General features: G+C 31.3%; 19 protein-coding genes. 4 read left to right on the top strand and 15 right to left on the bottom strand.

What is annotated here, in order from left to right:
* On the top strand, window positions 1-205 hold a 205-nt coding region (locus tag NC818_06615; protein ID MCM8784424.1), incomplete at its 5' end, for a hypothetical protein.
* On the opposite strand, the gene NC818_06610 is transcribed toward NC818_06615, so the two are convergent.
* The 12 genes from NC818_06610 to NC818_06555 form a co-directional block, all read right to left on the bottom strand.
* Window positions 187-567 carry a HEPN domain-containing protein gene (locus NC818_06610; protein MCM8784423.1) on the bottom strand — a complete coding sequence of 127 codons (381 nt, stop codon included), beginning with the start codon at window positions 565-567 and terminating at the stop codon, window positions 187-189. The genes NC818_06615 and NC818_06610 overlap by 19 nt on opposite strands.
* A complete protein-coding gene (locus tag NC818_06605) occupies window positions 564-869 on the bottom strand; it encodes a nucleotidyltransferase domain-containing protein (protein MCM8784422.1) in 306 nt (101 codons plus the stop codon). The genes NC818_06610 and NC818_06605 overlap by 4 nt, the downstream gene beginning before the upstream one ends.
* A gap of 186 nt (window positions 870-1,055) precedes the next feature.
* On the bottom strand, window positions 1,056-1,985 hold the full coding sequence (locus NC818_06600; protein MCM8784421.1) for a glycosyltransferase family 2 protein: 930 nt from the start codon (window positions 1,983-1,985) through the stop codon (window positions 1,056-1,058).
* A complete protein-coding gene (locus NC818_06595) occupies window positions 1,967-3,436 on the bottom strand; it encodes a B12-binding domain-containing radical SAM protein (protein ID MCM8784420.1) in 1,470 nt (489 codons plus the stop codon). The genes NC818_06600 and NC818_06595 overlap by 19 nt, the downstream gene beginning before the upstream one ends.
* A 22-nt stretch (window positions 3,437-3,458) precedes the next feature.
* Window positions 3,459-4,349, bottom strand: a complete 891-nt coding sequence (locus NC818_06590; protein ID MCM8784419.1) for a transposase — start codon at window positions 4,347-4,349, stop codon at window positions 3,459-3,461.
* 44 nt (window positions 4,350-4,393) lie between these two features.
* Window positions 4,394-5,746, bottom strand: coding sequence for a sulfatase (locus NC818_06585; protein MCM8784418.1), 1,353 nt, complete (start codon window positions 5,744-5,746; stop codon window positions 4,394-4,396).
* Window positions 5,743-7,560: an alkaline phosphatase family protein gene (locus tag NC818_06580; GenBank protein ID MCM8784417.1), complete on the bottom strand. Its 1,818-nt coding sequence runs from the start codon at window positions 7,558-7,560 to the stop codon at window positions 5,743-5,745. Before NC818_06580 ends, NC818_06585 begins: the two co-directional genes overlap by 4 nt.
* Window positions 7,561-7,774: 214 nt before the next feature.
* The gene (locus NC818_06575) at window positions 7,775-8,971 is read right to left on the bottom strand and encodes a GTP-binding protein (GenBank protein MCM8784416.1); all 1,197 of its coding nucleotides are present in this window, start codon (window positions 8,969-8,971) and stop codon (window positions 7,775-7,777) included.
* Between the two features lie 47 nt (window positions 8,972-9,018).
* Window positions 9,019-9,825, bottom strand: a complete 807-nt coding sequence (gene cysD / locus NC818_06570) for a sulfate adenylyltransferase subunit CysD (protein ID MCM8784415.1) — start codon at window positions 9,823-9,825, stop codon at window positions 9,019-9,021.
* The gene (locus tag NC818_06565; GenBank protein MCM8784414.1) at window positions 9,813-10,247 is read right to left on the bottom strand and encodes a sulfite exporter TauE/SafE family protein; all 435 of its coding nucleotides are present in this window, start codon (window positions 10,245-10,247) and stop codon (window positions 9,813-9,815) included. Before NC818_06565 ends, cysD begins: the two co-directional genes overlap by 13 nt.
* 113 nt (window positions 10,248-10,360) lie before the next feature.
* Window positions 10,361-12,160 carry a sulfatase gene (locus NC818_06560; GenBank protein MCM8784413.1) on the bottom strand — a complete coding sequence of 600 codons (1,800 nt, stop codon included), beginning with the start codon at window positions 12,158-12,160 and terminating at the stop codon, window positions 10,361-10,363.
* Between the two features lie 11 nt (window positions 12,161-12,171).
* Complete coding sequence (locus NC818_06555) at window positions 12,172-13,266, bottom strand: glycosyltransferase family 4 protein (GenBank protein ID MCM8784412.1); 1,095 nt, start codon at window positions 13,264-13,266, stop codon at window positions 12,172-12,174.
* Between the two features lie 45 nt (window positions 13,267-13,311).
* On the opposite strand from NC818_06555, the gene NC818_06550 reads away from it, so the two are divergent.
* Genes NC818_06550 through NC818_06540 form a run of 3 tightly spaced genes read left to right on the top strand, consistent with a single transcriptional unit; the run spans window position 13,312 to window position 17,195 of the window.
* The gene (locus NC818_06550) at window positions 13,312-14,739 is read left to right on the top strand and encodes a B12-binding domain-containing radical SAM protein (protein ID MCM8784411.1); all 1,428 of its coding nucleotides are present in this window, start codon (window positions 13,312-13,314) and stop codon (window positions 14,737-14,739) included.
* Between the two features lies 1 nt (window position 14,740).
* On the top strand, window positions 14,741-15,505 hold the full coding sequence (locus NC818_06545) for a methyltransferase domain-containing protein (protein MCM8784410.1): 765 nt from the start codon (window positions 14,741-14,743) through the stop codon (window positions 15,503-15,505).
* Entirely contained in the window at window positions 15,471-17,195 is a 1,725-nt protein-coding gene (locus tag NC818_06540) for a glycosyltransferase family 39 protein (protein MCM8784409.1), read from the top strand. The genes NC818_06545 and NC818_06540 overlap by 35 nt, the downstream gene beginning before the upstream one ends.
* Here NC818_06540 and NC818_06535 read toward each other — a convergent pair.
* The 3 genes from NC818_06535 to NC818_06525 form a co-directional block, all read right to left on the bottom strand.
* A complete protein-coding gene (locus tag NC818_06535) occupies window positions 17,137-17,877 on the bottom strand; it encodes a glycosyltransferase (GenBank protein MCM8784408.1) in 741 nt (246 codons plus the stop codon). The two genes, NC818_06540 and NC818_06535, sit on opposite strands and share 59 nt — an antisense overlap.
* 3 nt (window positions 17,878-17,880) lie before the next feature.
* On the bottom strand, window positions 17,881-19,059 hold the full coding sequence (locus tag NC818_06530; GenBank protein ID MCM8784407.1) for a glycosyltransferase family 4 protein: 1,179 nt from the start codon (window positions 19,057-19,059) through the stop codon (window positions 17,881-17,883).
* Between the two features lie 109 nt (window positions 19,060-19,168).
* Window positions 19,169-20,365, bottom strand: a complete 1,197-nt coding sequence (locus NC818_06525) for a radical SAM protein (GenBank protein MCM8784406.1) — start codon at window positions 20,363-20,365, stop codon at window positions 19,169-19,171.
* Between the last annotated feature and the right edge of the window lie 2 nt (window positions 20,366-20,367).

Genomic DNA, 20,367 nt, shown 5'->3' with positions numbered 1-20,367 from the left:
AATCTTAGCATTTATATCTTTTTGTAAATTTTCTTTTATAATTGCTGGCTTTTTATTTTTGTTAACCTTTCACATAGCCATTCTTCTCACTAAAAAAGAGATAAATTACTCTTCTCTCAGAAAAATCTATCGCTATGCAGGTTTGGTCTTCGGAATAAGCATTCTTTTATATCTTCTTTTTAATGGTTATTTTTCTTTAAAGTAGCCCCTCAAGATTCTCCTTATTTTTCTCATAAAATTTATAGCTTTCTCTGCATCTATTTTATTAATCTCAAAACCAGGATAGCGAACTTCTACAGCAAATGTGGTAAGCCAGATTAATTCTTCTCTATAATTTTCTAAAGAAGGAGTAAATTTTTTGCAGTCACTAAGAAGAATCTCTAAATCGTGTATTTTCTCAAAAGATACATTATTCTCCTGTAATATAGCCTTCATATATTTCTCTATACATTGCTGACTATGAAAGCATACTGCATAACATGCCAGGGGTTTGGCTTTAAATTCTCTAATCGCGACTCTATAATCCTCTTCAGCTTTTTTAATCCATTCTTTGGTTATTTCCTTCATAAATGTTTTCCCTTTTTCACGATTGTTTTCATGAAGAAATCTCCCTTTTTAATTCTTTCCTTTACCTCATCGGGTGTTTTAACTATTAAATCTAAAGGAAAAGGCGAGGGGATTTCTTTTCTTATCAAGACCGCCTGATTAATAGATCTTATTTTAGTATCTATTATTATGAGTAAATCCACATCGCTATCTTTAGTTATTTTACCCGATGCATAAGAACCAAAGAGAATAATCTTTTTGGGGCTAAACTTCTCTTTTATTTTTTCAGCGTAAATTTTTATTTGTTTGAATTTAACTTTCATCTCTTCTTTTTGTCTTGAGAGTTATCTCTTTTGCAAAATTTTCTCTCTTAATTGGTATTCTATCACTTTATCTTTTCTATTTTCACTATAATTCTCCTCCACAGAAATATAAACCATATTTCCCTCCGAAAAATCTACCGCTACAATGGGTTGGTTTTTGGAATTGTCCTTCTATTATATCTTTCCTTAAAAAATATTTCTATATAAAATAGAACTTCTTTCTCCAAAATAAAATCTGCGTTTCTTAAGCATCTTTGGCAAAAGATAGATTATTTCAAAAATTGCTTTAAAAATAAGTAGATTACTAAAGATTAAATAGAAAAATCTTGAGATATCATAGATTAAAAAATAGCCCGAAATTTTTAAAAAATGGCTCCAGCTTTCATTTTTTATCATCATCAAATAGCGATTGCGGAAAGATAAATACTGACGTCTTTTTTTACTCATTCTGGAACCATTTCCTAAATGATAGCATATAGCATTAGGGACAAATAATCCCCTAAAACCTTTTAGATTTGCCCGCCAGGCTAAATCTACATCCTCTACTAAGAAGAAAAAATCGTTATCAAAATATTCAACATTTTTTTTGATTTTATCAAGCATTTCTCTTTTATATAAAGCACAGGCAGCCGATGGACCAAAAATCTCTTTCTTATCATCATATTGACCATAATCAACCCCATCTTTTCCTCGGTTATAAAATCTTCTTATGCGGGTCAAAATTATTCCCATAGAATCAATAGTTTTTCTATCCATTTTAAGAATCTTTGGACTGAACATCCCGATATTTCGAGAGGTCTCTTCTGCTGCCTTTATTAACTCAGTTAGAAAATTATTTTCTAAAACCACATCACTATTTAGTGTAAGAATAAATTCCCCTCTTGCAATTTCAATCCCCTGATTATTTGCCCGACAAAATCCTAAATTTTTTTTATTTTCAATCAATTTTACCTGAGGAAAATTATCTTTTATAAATTCTTTTGTCCTATCTAAAGAGTTATTGTCCACTACAATCACCTCAAAATCCTTAAAATCCTGTAGAAAGACTGAATCAAGGCAATCTTTAATTATTTTTATCGCATTACAAGTCACAATGATTATTGAAATTTTTGCCATAAAAAGTTAAGTTCCTTCAAAAAACGGATAAAGATTTTTTTAGTTGTTTTCCAAAATCCGTATTTTTTCCATATATAAATTAGCCAATTAAGCCATAAGCAAGTTTTAAAGCGATAGACAAAATATAAATGGTCTCTTATTTTCAAGGCTAAATTTTTTATTTCTTCAATTTCTTCCTTTTTATATTTTGGATAACTTACTACACTGAAATTTCCTCCATCAAATTTAGAATAATCATTTTCTACCAAATAACCTTTTTCCTTTACCAATCTATAGAATTTTGTCCCAGGTTGGGGTGTGCAGATAGAAATCTGGGTATTATCAAGAAGACCATTAATAATTAATCTCTTCATTAGGTCTATAGTCTCTAAATCGTTCTCTTTTGTAGAATTCCATGCACCAAACATAAATGTTCCGTAGTTTTTAAAACCTATTTCCTTTGCTCGGTTAAGCAAAAGGAATAACTTTTTCAAGTCTAATTGTTTATTAATTCCATTAGCAACTGCTTCGCTTGCAGTTTCAATGCCAAATCTAATCTTATAATATCCCGCTTCACGCATTGCCTCAAGCACCTCTTCATCCATAAACCAGATATCGCACATCGCCTCATAATGAAGTTTATTTAAACCATTCTCTTTTATTGCCTGGCATAAATTCAATACAAAATCTCTATTTACATTATGCACCTCTTCATCAAAAAATATTCCCTCCATTTGATGATATCTATTTTTTAAATATTTTATTTCAGAAATTATATTCTCAATTTTTCTGGGACGCCAGTTAGCTTGAGCATAATAAATATTCCTTGCTACACAAAAATTGCAAGACCTGGGGCATCCACGAGAAGCATACATCTGAATCTCTATATATTCTGAAGATGGCTCTCCAGGGATACCGTAATCAATACGCCTAACATCTTCATCTTCAGGAAAAGGTAAATAATTTATATCTAAGAGGGGTCTTCTGGGATTTTGGTAAAGCCCTAAAATATTTTTAGGGTCTTTACCTTGTAATAGTTCTAAAACCGTTAATTCGTATTCGCCAATACAAACATAATCTACTCCTTTATTGATTAATTCTTCTGGAAATGCTGAAGCATGCTGACCAACAAAAACAATCTTTGTCCCTAATTTTTTTTTAATCTTTATAGCCAATTCTAAATTTTCTTCAATCATCCTTGTAGCGGATTCCATAATTAACCAATTTGGCTTTTCCTGTAATATCTTTCTATAATAGTTTTCTAAATCAAATCTCTCCAGGCAACCGTCAACTAATTTAACTTTATGATTTGTTTCTCTCTTTAGAAGTGAAGAGGTATAAGCCAATTCCCAGGGGTAATAGGCAAACCAGTTATACAAAGACTTAACCCCTTCTGACCAGCGTGAAGGAGAGTGTATTATATAAAAACCATTTTTATCTTTTCCAATAGAATTTGCCAAAACTATCTTCATAATTTTACAATTAAGGACTGTCCTATTTTGTCAAATTGTAATAAATACTCTGCCTTGTCTTACCCAATTTCTCAGCAATCTCGGAAATGCTAAACCCTCTATTAAAAAGTTGCTTAATCAGATACTTTCTTGCGTTCAATTCTTCAGGTGTTTTTATCTTTTTCTTTTTCTGAAATTTTTGGATTTCTTCTTTTAAATCTTCATCAACAAATAAATCGTTTTTCATAATTAATCTAGCCAAATCTTTAATTTTCTTAGATAGTCTATTTCTCAAAGAGATTACAACCTTGGGATTTTCAAAAATATTCTCCATCTCTAAACCCATTCCCTCTAAAATTAACTCAAAATATCTCTTTTTTGCTTCATTTTCCTCTTCGTTCAATAAATTAAGTATAATCTCTGTCTTTATAAATGATTTCTTTGATCCAAGCTGTGTATATAACGAACAAGAGGACCAAGGATATTTATCAGGTTCTTGGGCTAAACCAGCTTTATAAGGATTGAGATGGATGTAAAGTGAGGCAACAAGAAAATAAGCTTCGTCTAAACATAATGAAGCTCTAAATCTGCCACAAAAAACATGCCCTTTTCTCTGATATTTTTTATTAAAATATATGGCATAGGTTTCAAAAATATTCTTAAGAGCCTTACTTAAATTGGGTTCAGTAATCTTTAATAAAAGATGTATATGGTTGGGAAGGAAAGCATAAGCATAGACATCTAACTTAAATTCCCTTGATTTTTCCTTAAGCAGATGGAGCATATATAAATAGTCAGCACGCTCCAAAAATATCTGCTCCATCCCTGGAGCACGTTGGGTTATATGATAAATTGCCTCAGGATAAATAATTCTATATTTCAAATTGAAATACCGTTTAATCTTTCCTTCCTCTATCAAATTCAAATTATCCATCTAATTTTACAATTAAGGACAGTCCTGTTTTGTAAAATTATACTTTATTGAACATACCCTAAACTTTTTAATCTTTCCTTTACTCCTCTATCCAATGAATTGCCTACAATAAAATCAAAACTAACTCTCTTCAAACAATTATCCAATATTTGTCTTAGAAATTCAAATTGGTTATTTCTAAAACCCATTAAATTTACTAACTCATCCTTATCCTTTTTCAAGTTAAACAAAAAATAACTATTCCCTCTTTGCGTGTCTTCATAAAGTATCAATTTCCACCCCGAAGTTCTTATACAACTCATTATTCCCGCTGTACTAAAAGCATATTCTCTATTATATCCTTCTCCTGTAAAAATCAACGGTAAAAGACTAATCCCTTCCATTTTATAATTATTATCGATTTTCAAAATATCTAAAATAGTAGGAACTATATCCACAAGTTGAACCTGCTTGTCAATTATTTTCCCTCCAAGGGTTACGGAAGGTATCTTTATAATTAGAGGAACCTTTATGAATTCATCAAATAAGGCATAACTATGAACTAAAAAGAAACCATGTTCTCCAAAGGCTTCTCCATGGTCTGCGGTTATGATTATTAATGTATTATTTTCTAAGCCGAATCTGAACAATTCTTTAATAATTAACCATATCTGGTCATCAATATACTTTATAGCAGCGTCGTATTGAGCAATATAATAGCTTAGATCCGTGATTCCTTTATAAACCAAAGGCTTATAAATACCACCCCTTCCTTCTTTGTTATTTACTATGCTAACCCTCTTAGGAGGTAAATAAAATTTGTCTCCAATAAATAATTTTTTATATTTATAAGGCACTATATAAGGAGCATGGGCATCCATATAATGAATCCAGACAAAGAACGGTTGGTTACCGGATCTCTTTATAAACTCTATAGCTTTTTGAGTAACTATTTTAGCATTGGGTTTCCTATTTTTAAATTTTATTAAATTATCCCATCCCTTCTGAAAAGCCTTTATCTCCGGTATAACTGAATGAGCACAGATAAAAACAGTAAAATATCCATTAGTTCTCAAGATTTCTGCCAGATTAGAGAAAGAAATATCAACTTCTTTTACATCAGCCAAATCTTTACCCCAGTCTCCGCTTCTAAAATAATTGGAATAAAATAAGGAAGGTAATGAGGGAATGGTGGCAGGTCCTTGAGCAATAGCCTGAGTAAATACCACTCCTTCATTTGCTAATCTATCAATATTGGGTGAGGTATTTCTTTTATACCCATAGCAACCCAAGTGGTCTGGTCTTAGGGAGTCTACGGTAATGAGAATCACATTTAGTCTCTTAGGCTGTGAAGGCCGAATCCGAGGAGTATTTCCAAAAAGTAAAAGAAGAAATAGTACAATAATTTTAAACTTCATAATTTTACAATTAAGGACTGTCCTATTTTGTCAAAATTATTTATCAAATTAGAAATTATGTCGGTAATATGAGGTTGGTTTAGTTCAACCTTCTTATTGATAAAAATCACTCCTGGAACTAACTCCGGGTCAATTAAATGGTCACCACTCCATTTCTTAAAATTATCTTCAATTAAATCCTGAGGAACTATACCCAAAGCGGTCTTCCAAGAGACACGGTATCCAGAATTGGTTCCTACAAACAAATCAGGCCCTTCATGAGCGTATAGCCCAGAAAAAATTTCTTCATTTAGATAAACTTTACTTATTACCCTCTCTCCAGTCTTTGGGTCATGCCAATTTCCCAGTTTTTTAGAAATCTCTTTCTTTAATACCCATTCCTCTTCTTTTTTTACTATCCCCATTTTTTCTCTTCCTGTTTTATTCAAATATATTCCACCAAATCCCAAAGCATAGGCACGTGTTCTTGTCCAATCCACATTCTCAAAAAATTCTTTCCCTTCAGAAAAACCTTCTTTTAAAACCAAATAACCTTCTTCCAAAAGCCAGCGATTCAGATTAACCGTTTTGCGAAAAGGCCCAAATCCATGGTCAGAAAAAATAATCAAATTTGTTTCCTCTCCCATCATCTCCATAACCTCACCTAAAATCTCATCTATTTTTTTATAATAATAAAAAATCACCTCCTTGTATTTAGAATTTTCTTCATAAAGCGGATGTTTTTTATCAATATATCTCCAGAACATATGTTGAATTGCATCCAGGGTATCAAAATAAAAGAAAAATACACCTTTTTTAAATCTCTTAAGCTCCTCTATTAGGATTCTTTTTCGTTCTCCTAAAATAATATCTACATGTGCTAAAAATGCCTCCTCATCAAATCTATCCTCAGTTAGCGCCCAGGTATCGTGTGGCATACCCTGGGTATAATAAAAACCAATTCTTTTTACCAATTTTTTGGCATAATTTTTAGGATAAGAGATTGGAAAAATAGAACTACAGGGGTCAAAATTTATTGGACTCATATATAAAGCAAATTCTGGCTCTATACTTCCTAAATAAAATCTAATTATTCCATAGGTTTTACTAAATAAGCCAGTTTTAAAGTAAACTCTCTGCCACTGACTCCATTCTTTTTCCTTAAGTATAACCTTCCCTCCCTGTAAATTGATTTCAATCATATTTTCTGATAAAAATCTTATTTTAAGAGGAATTTTATTTTCTTCTCCTGACCTCATACGCGGACCATAGATAAAGGTATTAATAGAATTATTTTTTACCTCTACAGGGATAACCTTACCCCTTGTTTCCTTATCTTCATCTAAAAGAGGCTTTGTGGTATAAAAAGAAAATCTCCCGATAACTCCATATAAATCGGGAACGCCCATCCCCGAAAGCATTGTGCCTTTAAGTGGCTTTGCGGGAAAAGTATTGGGGCAGAAATAAATTTGACAAGGAACATTTTTTTCAGAGAGAATTTCCCAAAAATTTTTACCTTTATTGCGATTTTCTATCTTAAGTTTTTTGAATAAAAGCCATCTTTCTTCCTTAACCTCATTTAAAGAAAGGTAAGGAATATAAGTCTTGGGGTCGCGCATAATGAAATCAAATATTCCATGTCCGCCAGGATTTGACCCTGTAGAAAAAGAAGTCCAGCAAACTATAGATTCCGCAGGAACCGTGGTTTTTAATCTTGAATAACTTCCCATATCTTTGAGTTTAGAAAAATTGGGTAATTTGCCTTCACTAATTAACCCCTCAGTTATCTTAGGGTCCATGGCATCTATCCCCAAAATGATTATTTTTTTCTTCATCCTTTCCTCTCCTTTAAACTTTAATAGAAAAAAAATAATTATTAAAAAAATAATTATCCACCAAAATTTTTTAAACCATCTAAAAAATTGCTTAATGAATAAAAGAAGAAAACCAAAAAATCCCAAAAGGATTGCCCAAAAAAACGATGCACCGGTAAGAAAAGGAAATCCTGACCCTGGATCAATATAGAGAAACATATTTATAAATTGCTACTTATTCAGGGATTATTCCCACTGTAAAAATTTCTCCATTTTTATAGAGAATAAATCTCCCCAATTCTTCTGTCTTATAAAAATTTTCTATTACCAAAGGCTTATCGGTTTTTAAAAAAATCTCGGCAACATCTGTAGCCCTGACTGCAGTAGAAAATCTCTTTTTAAAGGAATCTGTTTCTATAACCTCATTTATTTTTATTATATAACAGTTGCTTTCTTGAACATTAATTTTAATTCTAAATTCATCATTTTCTCTAAAAGGAAGTAAACAAAAAATCTTTACCCTAAATTCAGAAGCAATATTGGGCGGTATCTTTTTATAAATAATATTTCCCCTTTTTAATCCTTTTTTATCTAAAATCAGTCCAATGCTTTCCTTAGCCTTTGCCTCTTTTTTATTTTTTCCAAAAACAACTATTTTCCTGACTCTACTTTCCCATCCCTCGGGAACTATTCTTATCTTATCTCTAACCCTTAGTTTTCCAGAAACAATTCGGCCCAAGACTATCTCTTCTTTACCACGATAATAAATGTCCTGAACTAAAAAGCGTAAATCCTTATCTTCATCAATCTCTGTAGTTAAATTACCCATTGCCTCAATTAAAGTCATTCCTTTATACCAGTCCATCTTAGAAGAGATGGATACTACATTTTCTCCTTCTTTAGCAGAAACGGGGATAATTTCTAATGGATTTAAATCCATTTCTGTCAGAAAACTTCCTATCTCTCTTACCGCTTTGTTAAAAGACAATTCATTAAATCCTAATTTATCCATTTTGTTAATCACGATAATAAAATTTTTTATTCCTAAAAATTTCAAAAGGTAAATATGTCTCTTTGTCTGTTCTTCCAAGGGTTTTTCTACATCAGAAACTAAAAGCGCATAATTTGCATAGGAAGTCCCTGTAAGCATATTCTTTATGAGTTCCTTATGCCCGGGAACATCTATTAATAAGTATTCTTTATCTTTATAGTTTATAAAAACCTGAGTAGTATCTAAGGTAAATTCTCCTCTTCTTTCTTCCTCAAAACTGTCTAATAGATATGCGAATTCTAACTCTCTGCCATATTGCTGTGAGATTTTCAAAAATTCCTCTTTTACCTCCTGAGGAATAGAATCCGTATCATATAAAAGTCTACCGATGAGTGTGGATTTACCACAATCCAACTCTCCCAAAAATACTATCTTTATCATTTACTACTCTATTTATCTGTGTTCATCAAACCATATTTCTTCAATACCTACATATATCCTAAGGTCCTCAATTTCTGCATCATATAGGCTTTCTCTTTATCCTGAGCACGTCCTGTTCTTTCAGCAATTTTTGTCTCTTCAAGCTCTTTAATAATTTTATCAATGGTATTAGCCTCTGAAGGCACTGGTTCACAGCATGGTTCACAACCAATACTTCTATATCTTTTACCTTTTTTCGCAAAATATAAATTTATTATGGGAATTTTTTCTCTTTTTATATATCCCCAGATATCAATTTCCCTCCAAGAAAGCAGAGGATGAATGCGAAAATGTATCTCATTTTCTTCCTTTGCCTTAGAAAATTCTGCCCACATCTCTAAGGGCTGGTTTTGATAATCCCATTTAAAATCTTTATCCCGAGGAGACCAGAATCTCTCTTTGGCTCTAATTGCGTGTTCGTCTCTTCTTATAGCAAGAAATAGAGCCTGAAAGCCATATTTTTTAATGGTCTGTTTCAGGGCTTCTGTCTTTAAGGCATTACAGCATTCAAATCTTCCTTTTTCTGGAGACATCCCTTCTTTCAGAGCCAGTTCATTTTTTGCCACAATCAATTTCAGATGCCATTTCTTTACTAAATTATCTCTAAATTTGTAAATTTCTTTAAATTTAAAACTGGTATCAATATGAATTACCGAAAGAGGAATATCTCCTAAAAAAGCTTTTCTGATTAAATAAAGCATAGTAGTAGAATCTTTACCACAGCTCCATAAAACCGCTAACTTAGCCCGATACCGCCAGTATGCTTCACGAATTATAAAAATACTCTGGTTCTCCAGTTCATCTAAATCTGACATCTTAAGAGTCTCCATATGCTTAAAATGATTACCATTAATCTTACCAAAATCCCCAAAATACGCTTTGGAAGTTTATTACAGATGTAGGCGGCAAAAGGATCTGAAATAATTCCTCCTATGGAAAGCGCTAAGACGATATCCCAGCGAAAATTTTCAGGCTTTAAAAGAGATAAAAATGTAAAGCTCATCACCAATGCAACAAAAAACTTAGCAAAATTAACCGAACCCACTACTTTGTTAGGTTCTGTTCCTCCAACCACAAGGGTAGAGGTATATATTGGACCCCATCCCCCTCCACCAATAGCATCAATAAAACCGGCAAAAAAACCTAAAATTTTAAGTTTATTTTTTGAATATGATTTTATTTCTTTATTCATCTCTCTATTTTTAAAGATAAAATTCTTAAGAATTAAACTTCCCATAATTAGTAAAATAATACTCACCGCTGATGTAATTTTACAATAAAGGACTGTCCTGTTTTGTCAAATTACTTTGACTTTCTAGTTCATCCAAAATAATTGAACCCAAAATTTTTTTATTGCAGATAACCTAATCCCTTTAATCTCTCTTTTGTCTCCTTATCTAAATTTATTTTGATAGACCTGAATTTTTTCGATTTTTTAACCAGAGAAATATATTTTTTTTCTAAGAACCTTACCTTTTCTTCGAGATAGAATAAATTTTGTTTTTCCTTAGGGTCTTCCTTAAGATTAAACAAGGCATACCACTTAGGGCCCACAAAAAACCCCTGATATAATTTATACCAGTTACCATTCTCTGCAATATCTGAAATATTTCTCTCTTTCTTAGCTGTAAGTAAAAATGCAATTACCTTATCAGAGGATAATTTATCTGCTTCCTCCAAGAGTATCTCTATTTCACTTGAGGAGTAAGGAAATTCTGTCCTGAATTTGTTTAAATATAAACAATAATCCAGATCAGTAAGATATATATTCTCATAAAAATTCTGTAAACACTCTTGAGAATTTTCACAATTATGAAACCACAGTATAGGCATATTCTCTTGCGCAATCCATTTAAGAAGCGGAGAAATCTTTTCTTTGTTTAAAGCCAAATCTTCATTTATGCGTTTACGAGAACTAATTATGTTTTTAAACTCTTTCTTATCCACCACCATAAAATTATACTCATTCAAAATATCCTCAAATCTCACAAGTCTTAATATATCACGATTAATATCTCGCGAAAGTAATTTCCAACCATTCGTTCGTATACAATAGTGAAACACTCCTTTCTTTCCATTTTCACTAAGCGCATATTTTTTAAATTTCCTAAAAAAAGAAAAAAGGTTAACCCCTTGAATATAAGGGGGTTTTTTTATCCCTACTAAATCTAAGATTGTGGGCATAATATCTATGGTTTCTACCTGGGTCTCTATTACTCTATTCTCTGGAAGCCTCCCTTTGTATTTTATAATTAAGGGAACCTTAATTACTTCATCAAACATGGGAATCACATGGGAAAAGAAAATGTTGTGCTCTCCAAGAAATTCACCGTGGTCAGCAGTTATAATAATAAGTGTACGATTATCTAATCTTAATTTCTCCAAAGTCTCTGTCAATAAGCCAATCTGAGCATCTACATAATTTATCGCTCGGTCATATTTAGCAATATAATAATCTACATTGGTAATTCCAAACTCAGCAACATAGCCGGGGATTCCTCCTCTCCCTTCATAATCTTCTGGCCGTTCAGAGGTAGAAGATAAAATAGGAATATTTACTATATCATAATAAGGAAAAAAGGAGGGATAAGGTTCAGGAACATCATAAGGAGCATGGGTATCAAAATAATGGACCCAGAGAAAAATTGGACTTTTTTTATAATTTGCTTTTATTTTTTCTATTACTCCATAGATTATCTTTCTACTTTCTTTAACAGTGAAACTCTCTTGTACATCAAATCCATGTTCTAAATAGTTTGCCCCTGTAAGAATATCCCTATTTCCTATCCAGGACCAGGTTTGATAACCATTTGCCTTCATAATCTCTGCCAAAGTGGATAAATTCTTATCTAAATCATAGCCATAATCATAAACACGATGTGTGTGTAAATAAGTAGAGGTCATTATGGAAGGTAAAGAAGAGGAGGTATGATTGGATTGGGCAATAACATTTTTAAAAATAACCCCTTCTCTTGCCAACTTATCAATGTTGGGTGAGGTATTTCTATGATATCCGTAACAGCCAAGATGGTCAGGACGCAGAGAATCTATAGTGATTAAAATAACATTTGGCTTTTGAACATTTTTCTTGAAACCAAAAAGGAAATACAGGAATAAAATAGAGATAAGCAAAACGAAAAATTTTCTCATTTTTGTCTCCCTTATAATTTTGACAAAATTTTAAATAAATCTTTTCCTATTTCCCCAAGTGAAAATTTTCCCTCAACTTCCATTCGGGAATTTCTCCCTAAATCCTCGCGTAACTTTTTATCTTTTATCAAAATTTCCATTTTTTTTATAAAATCTTCTCTGTTTCTTCCTAAGAATCCATTTTCTCCATCTCTGATGATATGGCTACACTCACCAATATCACTACAAACAATAGATTTTGCCATCGCCATATATTCAAATAACTTAACCGGACTTTTAGCAAAATTGAATTTTGTCTTTTGAATTAAGGGAACTAAACCTATATCAATTGAAGAAAGATAATCCGGCATATTGTCCGGATTAATCCAACCTTTTAAAGAAATATTATTATCTCCTATTTCCTCTAAAATTGCTTTCAAATCGCTAAAATAAATTCCATCTCCAGCGATCTCTAAAAAAATATTTTCATATTTTCTTCTCAATTCTAAAAAACATTCAATAACAAATTTGATATTTTCTATATCAGTTTTTCTGTGCATTGTTCCTATCCAGGAAAAAATAATTTTCCCATCGCTTCTTTTATTTCCTTTGGGTCTAAATAAATCCGTATCTACCACTGAAGGGACATAATAGGCTTTTTTATTAAACTGAAGTAAATAATCTACCAAAAATCTACTTGCTCCAATACAGACAGAAGCGGTTTTTGCCAATTTTCTGGCCAAAAACTCTGCTTTGGAACTTGGCAAAATCCCAAAATAATATTTGGGATTCTCTCTAAACTCCCAGTCATCCAAATCAAAAATTATTTTGTTTCTCTTTATTAGATGTAGTAGCCAGGGAGCAAAGGAATGATAATGAAAACGGTTTAAAAAAAATATAGTATCTTTTTCTTTCTTTAATTTTTGTATGGCTTTAATATTATATCTTATTTTATCAATCGATCTTAATTTATATTCTTCTTTTCCCGATTTTGCTCCCAAGGTATCTGCAAAAGATAGAACTTCGGTATTTAAGCCATACTTTCTCAATTCCTTAGCAAAATTGTAACAACGGATCCTTGCTCCCGCTAAATCATAACCTTCACGGGTAATAAAAATAATTTTCATCGTTTATATTGATTTATATAATATTCTATAATAAAATGATTTTCAATGAAAATTGCCTTTATTATAGACAAAATGCGCTTTTCTATCCCTCTGGGCATTGCCTATTTAGTTTCTCTATTAAAGAAAAGGGAATACGCAGTAGAGGTATTTGAAATGGGAAACCATCATCTTAATCAGCTTTTGAAATTTCGTCCGGCAATAATTGGCTATACAGTATTCACAGGAAGTCAACATAATTTTATTCAATTCAATCAGGAATTAAAAGAAAGAATGAAATTCTACTCTGTTTTAGGTGGACCGCATCCTACTTTTTTTCCGCAAATAATTGGGTATTCAGGTATAGATGCCATATGTATTGGGGAAGGAGAAAATGCTTTATTAAACTTTGTCCAATTGGTGGAAAAAAATAAAGAACTACCAGAAAAAATACCCAATTTCTGGATTAGGAAAGATGGTAAAATATTTAAAAATTTTGTCGGACCGCTAATTAGGGATTTAGACATTTTACCCTTTCCGGATACTGAATTATTCCTTAAAAAATTCCCCCATTTAAAGCTCTGGAAGCGTCAGGAAATAATTGCTCACCGGGGATGTCCCTATCAATGTAGTTATTGTTTTAATCATGCCTATAATGAACTTTATAAAAACTACAGTTTTATCTATCGTTCAAGGAGTCCCGAGAATATCTGTGCGGAAATTGAATATGCAAGAAGCTTAAGAGAAATAAAATCCATCTATTTTGTGGATGATGTTTTTACTTTAGACCTAAATTGGCTAAAGAAGTTTTCTCCTCTCTATCGTAAACATATCGGCATTCCTTTTTCCTGTAACATCCGTCTTGATAATTGTAGTGAAGAAATAGTTTCTCTTTTAAAAGAGGCAAATTGTTATCTTGTGCATGTAGGGATTGAAACCGGAAACGAAGAGATAAGAAAAAATATCTTAAACAAAAATATTTCTAATGAAACAATTATTAAAAATGTAAAAATTTTAAATAAATTTGGAATAAAAATCCTTACCGAAAATATGCTGGGATTACCTGGGGAAACCTATAAATTATCTCTGGAAACTTTAAAATTAAATTCTCTAATCAAACCAGACATTGCTATTGCTTCTTTTTTTACGCCCTATCCCGGATTAAAGTTGACTGAATATGCAATCAAGAATGATTATTTTGAGGGTGAATATGAAAAACTCCCGGTAAATTATCATCATTATTCAATTTTAAAATTTAAAGACAAAAAAGAATTAAATAAAATAGAAAACTTACGCTGTTTCTTTAGCTTTCTTTCCCGGAATAGTAATTTTTTATTTCTCCTGCAGAAATTCTTCTCTTTTAAAAATAATGGTCTCTTTCGGTTTCTGGGAAATCTCTGGGATGGTTATTATCTAATGAAGGGATTACCTTATAAAATAAAAATCAGAGAATTTTTGCAATTTTTAAGAATCTATCTAACCGCTTATAGAAACTAAGATGCAAAGTAAATGCTTTAACTCTGAATACGCCAATTTCTATGATTTAATCTATCAGGATAAGGATTATAAAAAAGAGACCGATTTTCTGGAAAGGTTATTTAAGAATTATTTAAAGAAAAAACCTGAAAGCATCTTAGACCTTGGTTGTGGAACGGGAAATCATTCTCTGCGATTAATAAAAAGAGGATATCAGGTTACCGGAGTGGATATTTCAGAAGATATGGTTAAAATTGCCAAAGAAAAATTAAACAAAGCAGATTTAAAGGGGAAATTTTTAGTAAAAGATATTGTGAACTATAAACCGAGAAAAAAATTTGCTGTAGTAATCTCTATGTTTGCGGTAGTAAATTATATTACGGAAATAAAATCACTAAAGCGGTTATTTAAAAATGTCTATCAAAGCCTAAAGAAAAATGGTATTTTTATTTTTGAAGTCTGGAATGCATCTAAAGTAATGGATTATCTTTCTCCCAAAAGTTTCAAAGAGATAAAATTTAATAATAGCAAACTAATCCGTGAAGGAAAAATAAAAATTGATAAATTAAAACAAATTTGTAGAATTGATTATAATCTAAAGTTATTCAAAAAAGATATTCTTCTTAAAAACTACAGAGAAACGCATATTTTAAGAATTTACTTTCCTTATGAATTGGAAAGGTATCTCAGCTTAGTAAATTTAAAACTAATAAATATTTATCCTTCTTTTGAATTCAGAAAAATAAAAGACAATGACTTTCATATTCTTTTTCTGGCAAAAAAATAAAATTAAATTTTTTTTACTTTTAATTTTTCTTTTCCATACTCTAAACAATTTTACAATTGTCTCTCAAGACAATACTCCTTTTATTTATGACGAATTGGGATATTATCAATATTCTCTAATGGCCCATCAAGCTTTTACTCTACCAAAATTATCCTTTAAAGAAAGGTTTGAACTAATTTTCCCTCCTAAACAAATCTATCCCTTTTTAAGGAATTTTATCACCTTACCCTTTTTTCTTCTTTTAAGACCTTCTCCCCAAGTAGCCATTTTATCCAATCTCTTTTATCTCTTTATTTTAATTTTTTCCCTTTATGGAATAGGTAAAATCTTGGACAACGAAATAACCGGCTTAGTAGCCAGTTTCCTGGTCAGTTTCTATCCTGGAATTTTTGGTTTCTCAAGGGTATATATGTTAGATTTTCCTATTACTGCCTTAGTTACTCTCTCTATATTTTTTATGCTTAAGTCAGAATATTTTCAAAACAAAAAATGGACTTTCCTCTTAGGTTTAAGTATAGCCATTGGCCTTTTACATAAACAGACTTTTCTAATCTATTTTGTGGGGCCATTTCTTATTTATTTATTTCAGACCGTTTATAGATTTAAAAAAATTACTCTTATGCAAATTATTTTTCTTATCTTTCTGCCCCTGATTATTACTCTTCCCTGGTATCTAACTAATTATTTCGGACAATTATATTTATTGAAGGGAGGCAGAGGCCTTAACCTTTTCAACTTGTATACCTTTACAATTTTAAATCCTATACAGTTTCAGCTTTATCCCATATTTACTTTAATTTTTTATTTTTGCCTGATTCTTTATTTCTTAAAACCTCATTATCGGGCAATTATTTTTGGCTGGCTATCTTTTCCAATTTTATTTTATTTATTTTTTACCTTTGAAGATTTTCCCCGGCATACTCTACCAGTTCTACCTGCTACTGGCTTAGTTATTGCCTATGTTTTGAACCATTTTTTGGAATATATAAACATAGATAAAAATGGATTACAGAAAATAAAACAATCTCTGATTGCTGTTCTTTTTATTTTCTGCATATTCCAGTTTCTTCTTATAAGTTATAAGGAACCCAAAGATAATTTTACTACCCTTGATTTTGCTTACAGGATTCATCGCACAGGAATGCTTCATCCCAATAGGTTTGCATATTCTCCTGTAGAAGAAATTGTTGCTTTGCTTGCTCAAGAAAGTAAAGAAAAAAGAATAAATATCGGTTTAGATATTCCTACTGAATTTAATAACTTCTTAAAATTTGAGATTATCAAAAAAAATTTCAAAAATATAACTTGTAGAAATTTACTTCTTAGATTTGATTTAGAAAAGAATAGAGAAGGAAAATTTAAAATATATTCTCAGGTAGAAGATTGTGATTATCTACTTATCCCGGAGCCAATTGAAAAATATAGTGATGCTCTTCTATCTTATGAGCAATTGATAAATTCAAAATTCAGACATCAGTTAAGTTTCTTTTATGCTTTCTTTTTAAGAGAAAAAAACGAAAAAATTTCTTTTCCGCAGGCAAAAAAGTTATTTTTTAAACTTGCCCACGATATAGAAAAGTATAAAAATAATTTTGAACTTATTCAGAAAATCACTTTACCCCGAAATATCTTTAAGTCTCCTTATCCAAGACTTTATTATCTTTACCGGAAAATAAATTACAAAATTTAAGCCGGAGTAACATCCTGAGGTAAAACAGAGAGTTTCTTAAAAATACAAAAGGAGTGGGGGCGATTTTACTTTTCCCTTTTCTTCTCTCTTGAAATATATAGGGAATCTCTTTAATTCTAAATCCCTTTTTTTCTGCTTGAAAAATTAGATTTAAAAAATATTCTCCAAGTTTGCCTTCTATTTTTAATTCTTTCAATACCTCTTTTCTTATAGCTATAAACCCCGAAGTGAGGTCACAAGTTTCTGTATTCAATATTTTTTTACTCATTAAATTAAATAATTTTGAAGTTAAAACGCGTATTCTATTATTTCTCTTATCTTTTCCTGAACATATATAACGCGAACCAACCACTATAGCGTATTCAGAAATAAATTTAACCATTTCGGGGATAAGTTCTACAGGCATAGATAAATCTGCATCCATCCAGCAAATAATTTCAGTAGTTGCATTTTTAATTCCCGTATCAATGGCTGAGGCTAATCCTCTTTTTCTATTTTTAACAATTTTAAGATTTAAAAACGAAAAAATGTCTTTAATTTCTTCTAAGCCATCGTTTGAACCATCGTCTACGATAATTATTTCTGTCCGTGAATCCAATAATTTTTCTACTCGGGGAAGTAAAATCTTTAGATTCTCTTTCTCATTCCTTACTGGAAAAATAAGTGTCAAATTTTTAGCCATAAATTAACTTTTATTAGAAAGGTTTTTTAAATAAGCATTAAGAATTTTTTCTGCCGAGATACGCCAGGTATATCTTTCTGCTCTTTCTCGGGATTTTTTTTCTAAATCCTCTTTTAAATATCTATCCTTTAAGAGCACATTAATTCCTCTTTTTAAAGCCCGGATATCCTCAGGCTTAATCAAAATCCCTGCCCCATTTAACATTTTTCTCACCTCGCCCACATCCGAAGCAACAATTGCCTTACCCGAGGCAAGGTATTCTGTAATCTTTAAAGGGCTCTTACAGCGTGTAATTCTGTTATCTTCAAAACAGGCTATGCAAATATCACTGGCTGCAATAAACTTAGGAACCTCATTATGGGTAACGGGTCCAGTAAAGATAACTCTGCTATCCAGATTAAGTTTTTTTGTAAGCTCCTTTAAATGATTTAGTTTAAACCCTCCTCCGACAATAAGAAAATTAATTTCTTCATCTTTTTTTTCCTTTAAAATTTCATTTGCTGTATAAATAAATTGCTCCGCATATTGCCCACTGTGGAGTTGACCAAGATAAAGGACAACCTTTCCTCTGAGATTAAATCTTTTTTTAATCTCCTCTCCTGAAACATTAGGATTAAACTTCTCCAAATCTGCACCCACAGAAACAATATAAATTTTTTCTTCAGGAATACACAATTTAACACATAAATCGTAAAGGGCTTGACTGGATACAGAAATTGTATCTACCAAGTGAGGAATTAAATTTTCTGTAAGGCGCATAAATCTTCCTACAAGATTCCTTAAAAAGTGAGAATCAGGACATTCATAAAATATTTCTGTCTCCCAGTCATCCCAGTCGTAATGGATAGGTTTATTATTCAAAAAAGAAGCAAGCAAAGCAGGAATAGACGCCCAATAAAAACATTTTTGAAAATGGATTATCTCTGCCCATTTTGCCAATTTATTTACGATAATTATGTTTTTAATAAAATTAATCAAACCTAATTCTCTTCTCAAAGGGATTACTTCTAAAGAGGGATTGAGATATTGGGGTTTAGTCTGAGTACTAAACTCAAGAGGAAAATAAACCAATTTTACTTTATAGCCTAACTTAGTAAACTCCTTAGCAAAACTAACAATCCTTATCGTCCAAGGCTCTAAAGGAGAAAATATGTCATGGGGATGAAGCATTAAAATTCTCATCTTCCCGGGAAAATTATCCAGCCCCGCAATTTTTTAAGAAATAAAAGATAAATCTCTACAAAAATACCCATTAAAAATAAGCAAAATATAACAATACCCCGATATAATCTCATGGAATTAGCCTATAGATTATCCCCTCTAAATAAGTTAAAGAGTTAATTTTATTATAAAAATAGAAATTGCGCATCAAATCATCACAGATACGCAAACAACCTATCTCCTTTCCGTCTCCATTTCCTATAAGATAAAAAAGACCATCGTTTTTATTTCCATCAATAGTTTTTCTTCTAAATTCCTGCATTAACTCTCCATTCCAGATTTCCCTAAAACTATTTTTATACAAATTCCCTACAGGAAAACGATGCGCCTTAAGACAGGGGGTAACCTCACCATTGGCTAAAATTCGCGAAAATAACCAGCCACTGTAACAGGGAATGTTCTCAATAAAATTTTTTTCATATTCTCCTTTTATCGCTTCCTCTTGAGAAATTCTTCTTAAAAAATGTTCAAAATTTAAGATTTTTATTTTATTTTTTCTCTGTAGAATTCTCTGAGAAATCTCTTTTATTCTATTAAATTCTTCCCTATTGGGCAATAAAACAGCGGTTTTATCAGGAATTACATCTAAAATCGTATATTCAATATAATCTGCCCTTACATCTTCTGCAAATTCAAGCATCTCTTCCATTTCAAAGTAATTTAAATTAAAAATCACATTGTAAACCTTCACTTTGGGTAATTTTCTTTTTAAAGAATTTAGAAGAATTAAATTTTCTTTTATTCTACAAAAATCTTCATCAGTTCTATGAGGATGAACCATTCTATAGGTCTTAACTGAACCTGCCCAGAGACTAATGGTAAGATAATCCAATCTCAATTTGATAAGTTCATCTATGATTTTTTTATTTAATAAAGTAAAATTTGTATTGATGTGACAGATAAATTTTTTTTGCTTAATTCTTTTTATTATCTCAAGAATATGCGGATGTAAAAAAGGCTCCCCTCCACCAGAGAGAACAATTTCTCTTGTCCTTAAGTATTCCAATTCTTCAAGAAGATTAATTACTAAAGGAAAGGCAAGGGAATCCTTATTTTTATTGTTTTCTCCCAGTAAAGGAGAATTGCACCAGCAGGCAAGACAATGGCTATTACACTCATCAGTTAAATCTATTTGAACCGATAACGGACCAGAGAAGGCAAACTGTTTACTCTTTATCCCTTTAAGGTAAAAATATTTGTCTTTGATTACCGAAGGTCTAAAATAGCTAAAAATTTTAGATATCGCCTCGGGAAATGTGTTATCCATAA

The sequence above is a fragment of the Candidatus Omnitrophota bacterium genome, from assembly GCA_023819145.1.
GTDB lineage: Bacteria > Omnitrophota > Gorgyraeia > DTHP01 > DTHP01 > JBFWKV01.
Note: the sequence above shows the minus strand (reverse complement) of the source record. Positions and strands in the feature narration are given on the sequence as shown.

What these genes read in the sequence shown, in the direction of transcription:
- NC818_06610 (MCM8784423.1), bottom strand. Translation starts at nt 567, where the DNA reads ATGAAGGAAATAACCAAAGAATGGATTAAAAAAGCTGAAGAGGATTAT.
- NC818_06605 (MCM8784422.1), bottom strand. Translation starts at nt 869, where the DNA reads ATGAAAGTTAAATTCAAACAAATAAAAATTTACGCTGAAAAAATAAAA.
- NC818_06600 (MCM8784421.1), bottom strand. Translation starts at nt 1,985, where the DNA reads ATGGCAAAAATTTCAATAATCATTGTGACTTGTAATGCGATAAAAATA.
- NC818_06595 (MCM8784420.1), bottom strand. Translation starts at nt 3,436, where the DNA reads ATGAAGATAGTTTTGGCAAATTCTATTGGAAAAGATAAAAATGGTTTT.
- NC818_06590 (MCM8784419.1), bottom strand. Translation starts at nt 4,349, where the DNA reads ATGGATAATTTGAATTTGATAGAGGAAGGAAAGATTAAACGGTATTTC.
- NC818_06585 (MCM8784418.1), bottom strand. Translation starts at nt 5,746, where the DNA reads ATGAAGTTTAAAATTATTGTACTATTTCTTCTTTTACTTTTTGGAAAT.
- NC818_06580 (MCM8784417.1), bottom strand. Translation starts at nt 7,560, where the DNA reads ATGAAGAAAAAAATAATCATTTTGGGGATAGATGCCATGGACCCTAAG.
- NC818_06575 (MCM8784416.1), bottom strand. Translation starts at nt 8,971, where the DNA reads ATGATAAAGATAGTATTTTTGGGAGAGTTGGATTGTGGTAAATCCACA.
- cysD (MCM8784415.1), bottom strand. Translation starts at nt 9,825, where the DNA reads ATGTCAGATTTAGATGAACTGGAGAACCAGAGTATTTTTATAATTCGT.
- NC818_06565 (MCM8784414.1), bottom strand. Translation starts at nt 10,247, where the DNA reads ATGGGAAGTTTAATTCTTAAGAATTTTATCTTTAAAAATAGAGAGATG.
- NC818_06560 (MCM8784413.1), bottom strand. Translation starts at nt 12,160, where the DNA reads ATGAGAAAATTTTTCGTTTTGCTTATCTCTATTTTATTCCTGTATTTC.
- NC818_06555 (MCM8784412.1), bottom strand. Translation starts at nt 13,266, where the DNA reads ATGAAAATTATTTTTATTACCCGTGAAGGTTATGATTTAGCGGGAGCA.
- NC818_06550 (MCM8784411.1), top strand. Translation starts at nt 13,312, where the DNA reads ATGAAAATTGCCTTTATTATAGACAAAATGCGCTTTTCTATCCCTCTG.
- NC818_06545 (MCM8784410.1), top strand. Translation starts at nt 14,741, where the DNA reads ATGCAAAGTAAATGCTTTAACTCTGAATACGCCAATTTCTATGATTTA.
- NC818_06540 (MCM8784409.1), top strand. Translation starts at nt 15,471, where the DNA reads ATGACTTTCATATTCTTTTTCTGGCAAAAAAATAAAATTAAATTTTTT.
- NC818_06535 (MCM8784408.1), bottom strand. Translation starts at nt 17,877, where the DNA reads ATGGCTAAAAATTTGACACTTATTTTTCCAGTAAGGAATGAGAAAGAG.
- NC818_06530 (MCM8784407.1), bottom strand. Translation starts at nt 19,059, where the DNA reads ATGAGAATTTTAATGCTTCATCCCCATGACATATTTTCTCCTTTAGAG.
- NC818_06525 (MCM8784406.1), bottom strand. Translation starts at nt 20,365, where the DNA reads ATGGATAACACATTTCCCGAGGCGATATCTAAAATTTTTAGCTATTTT.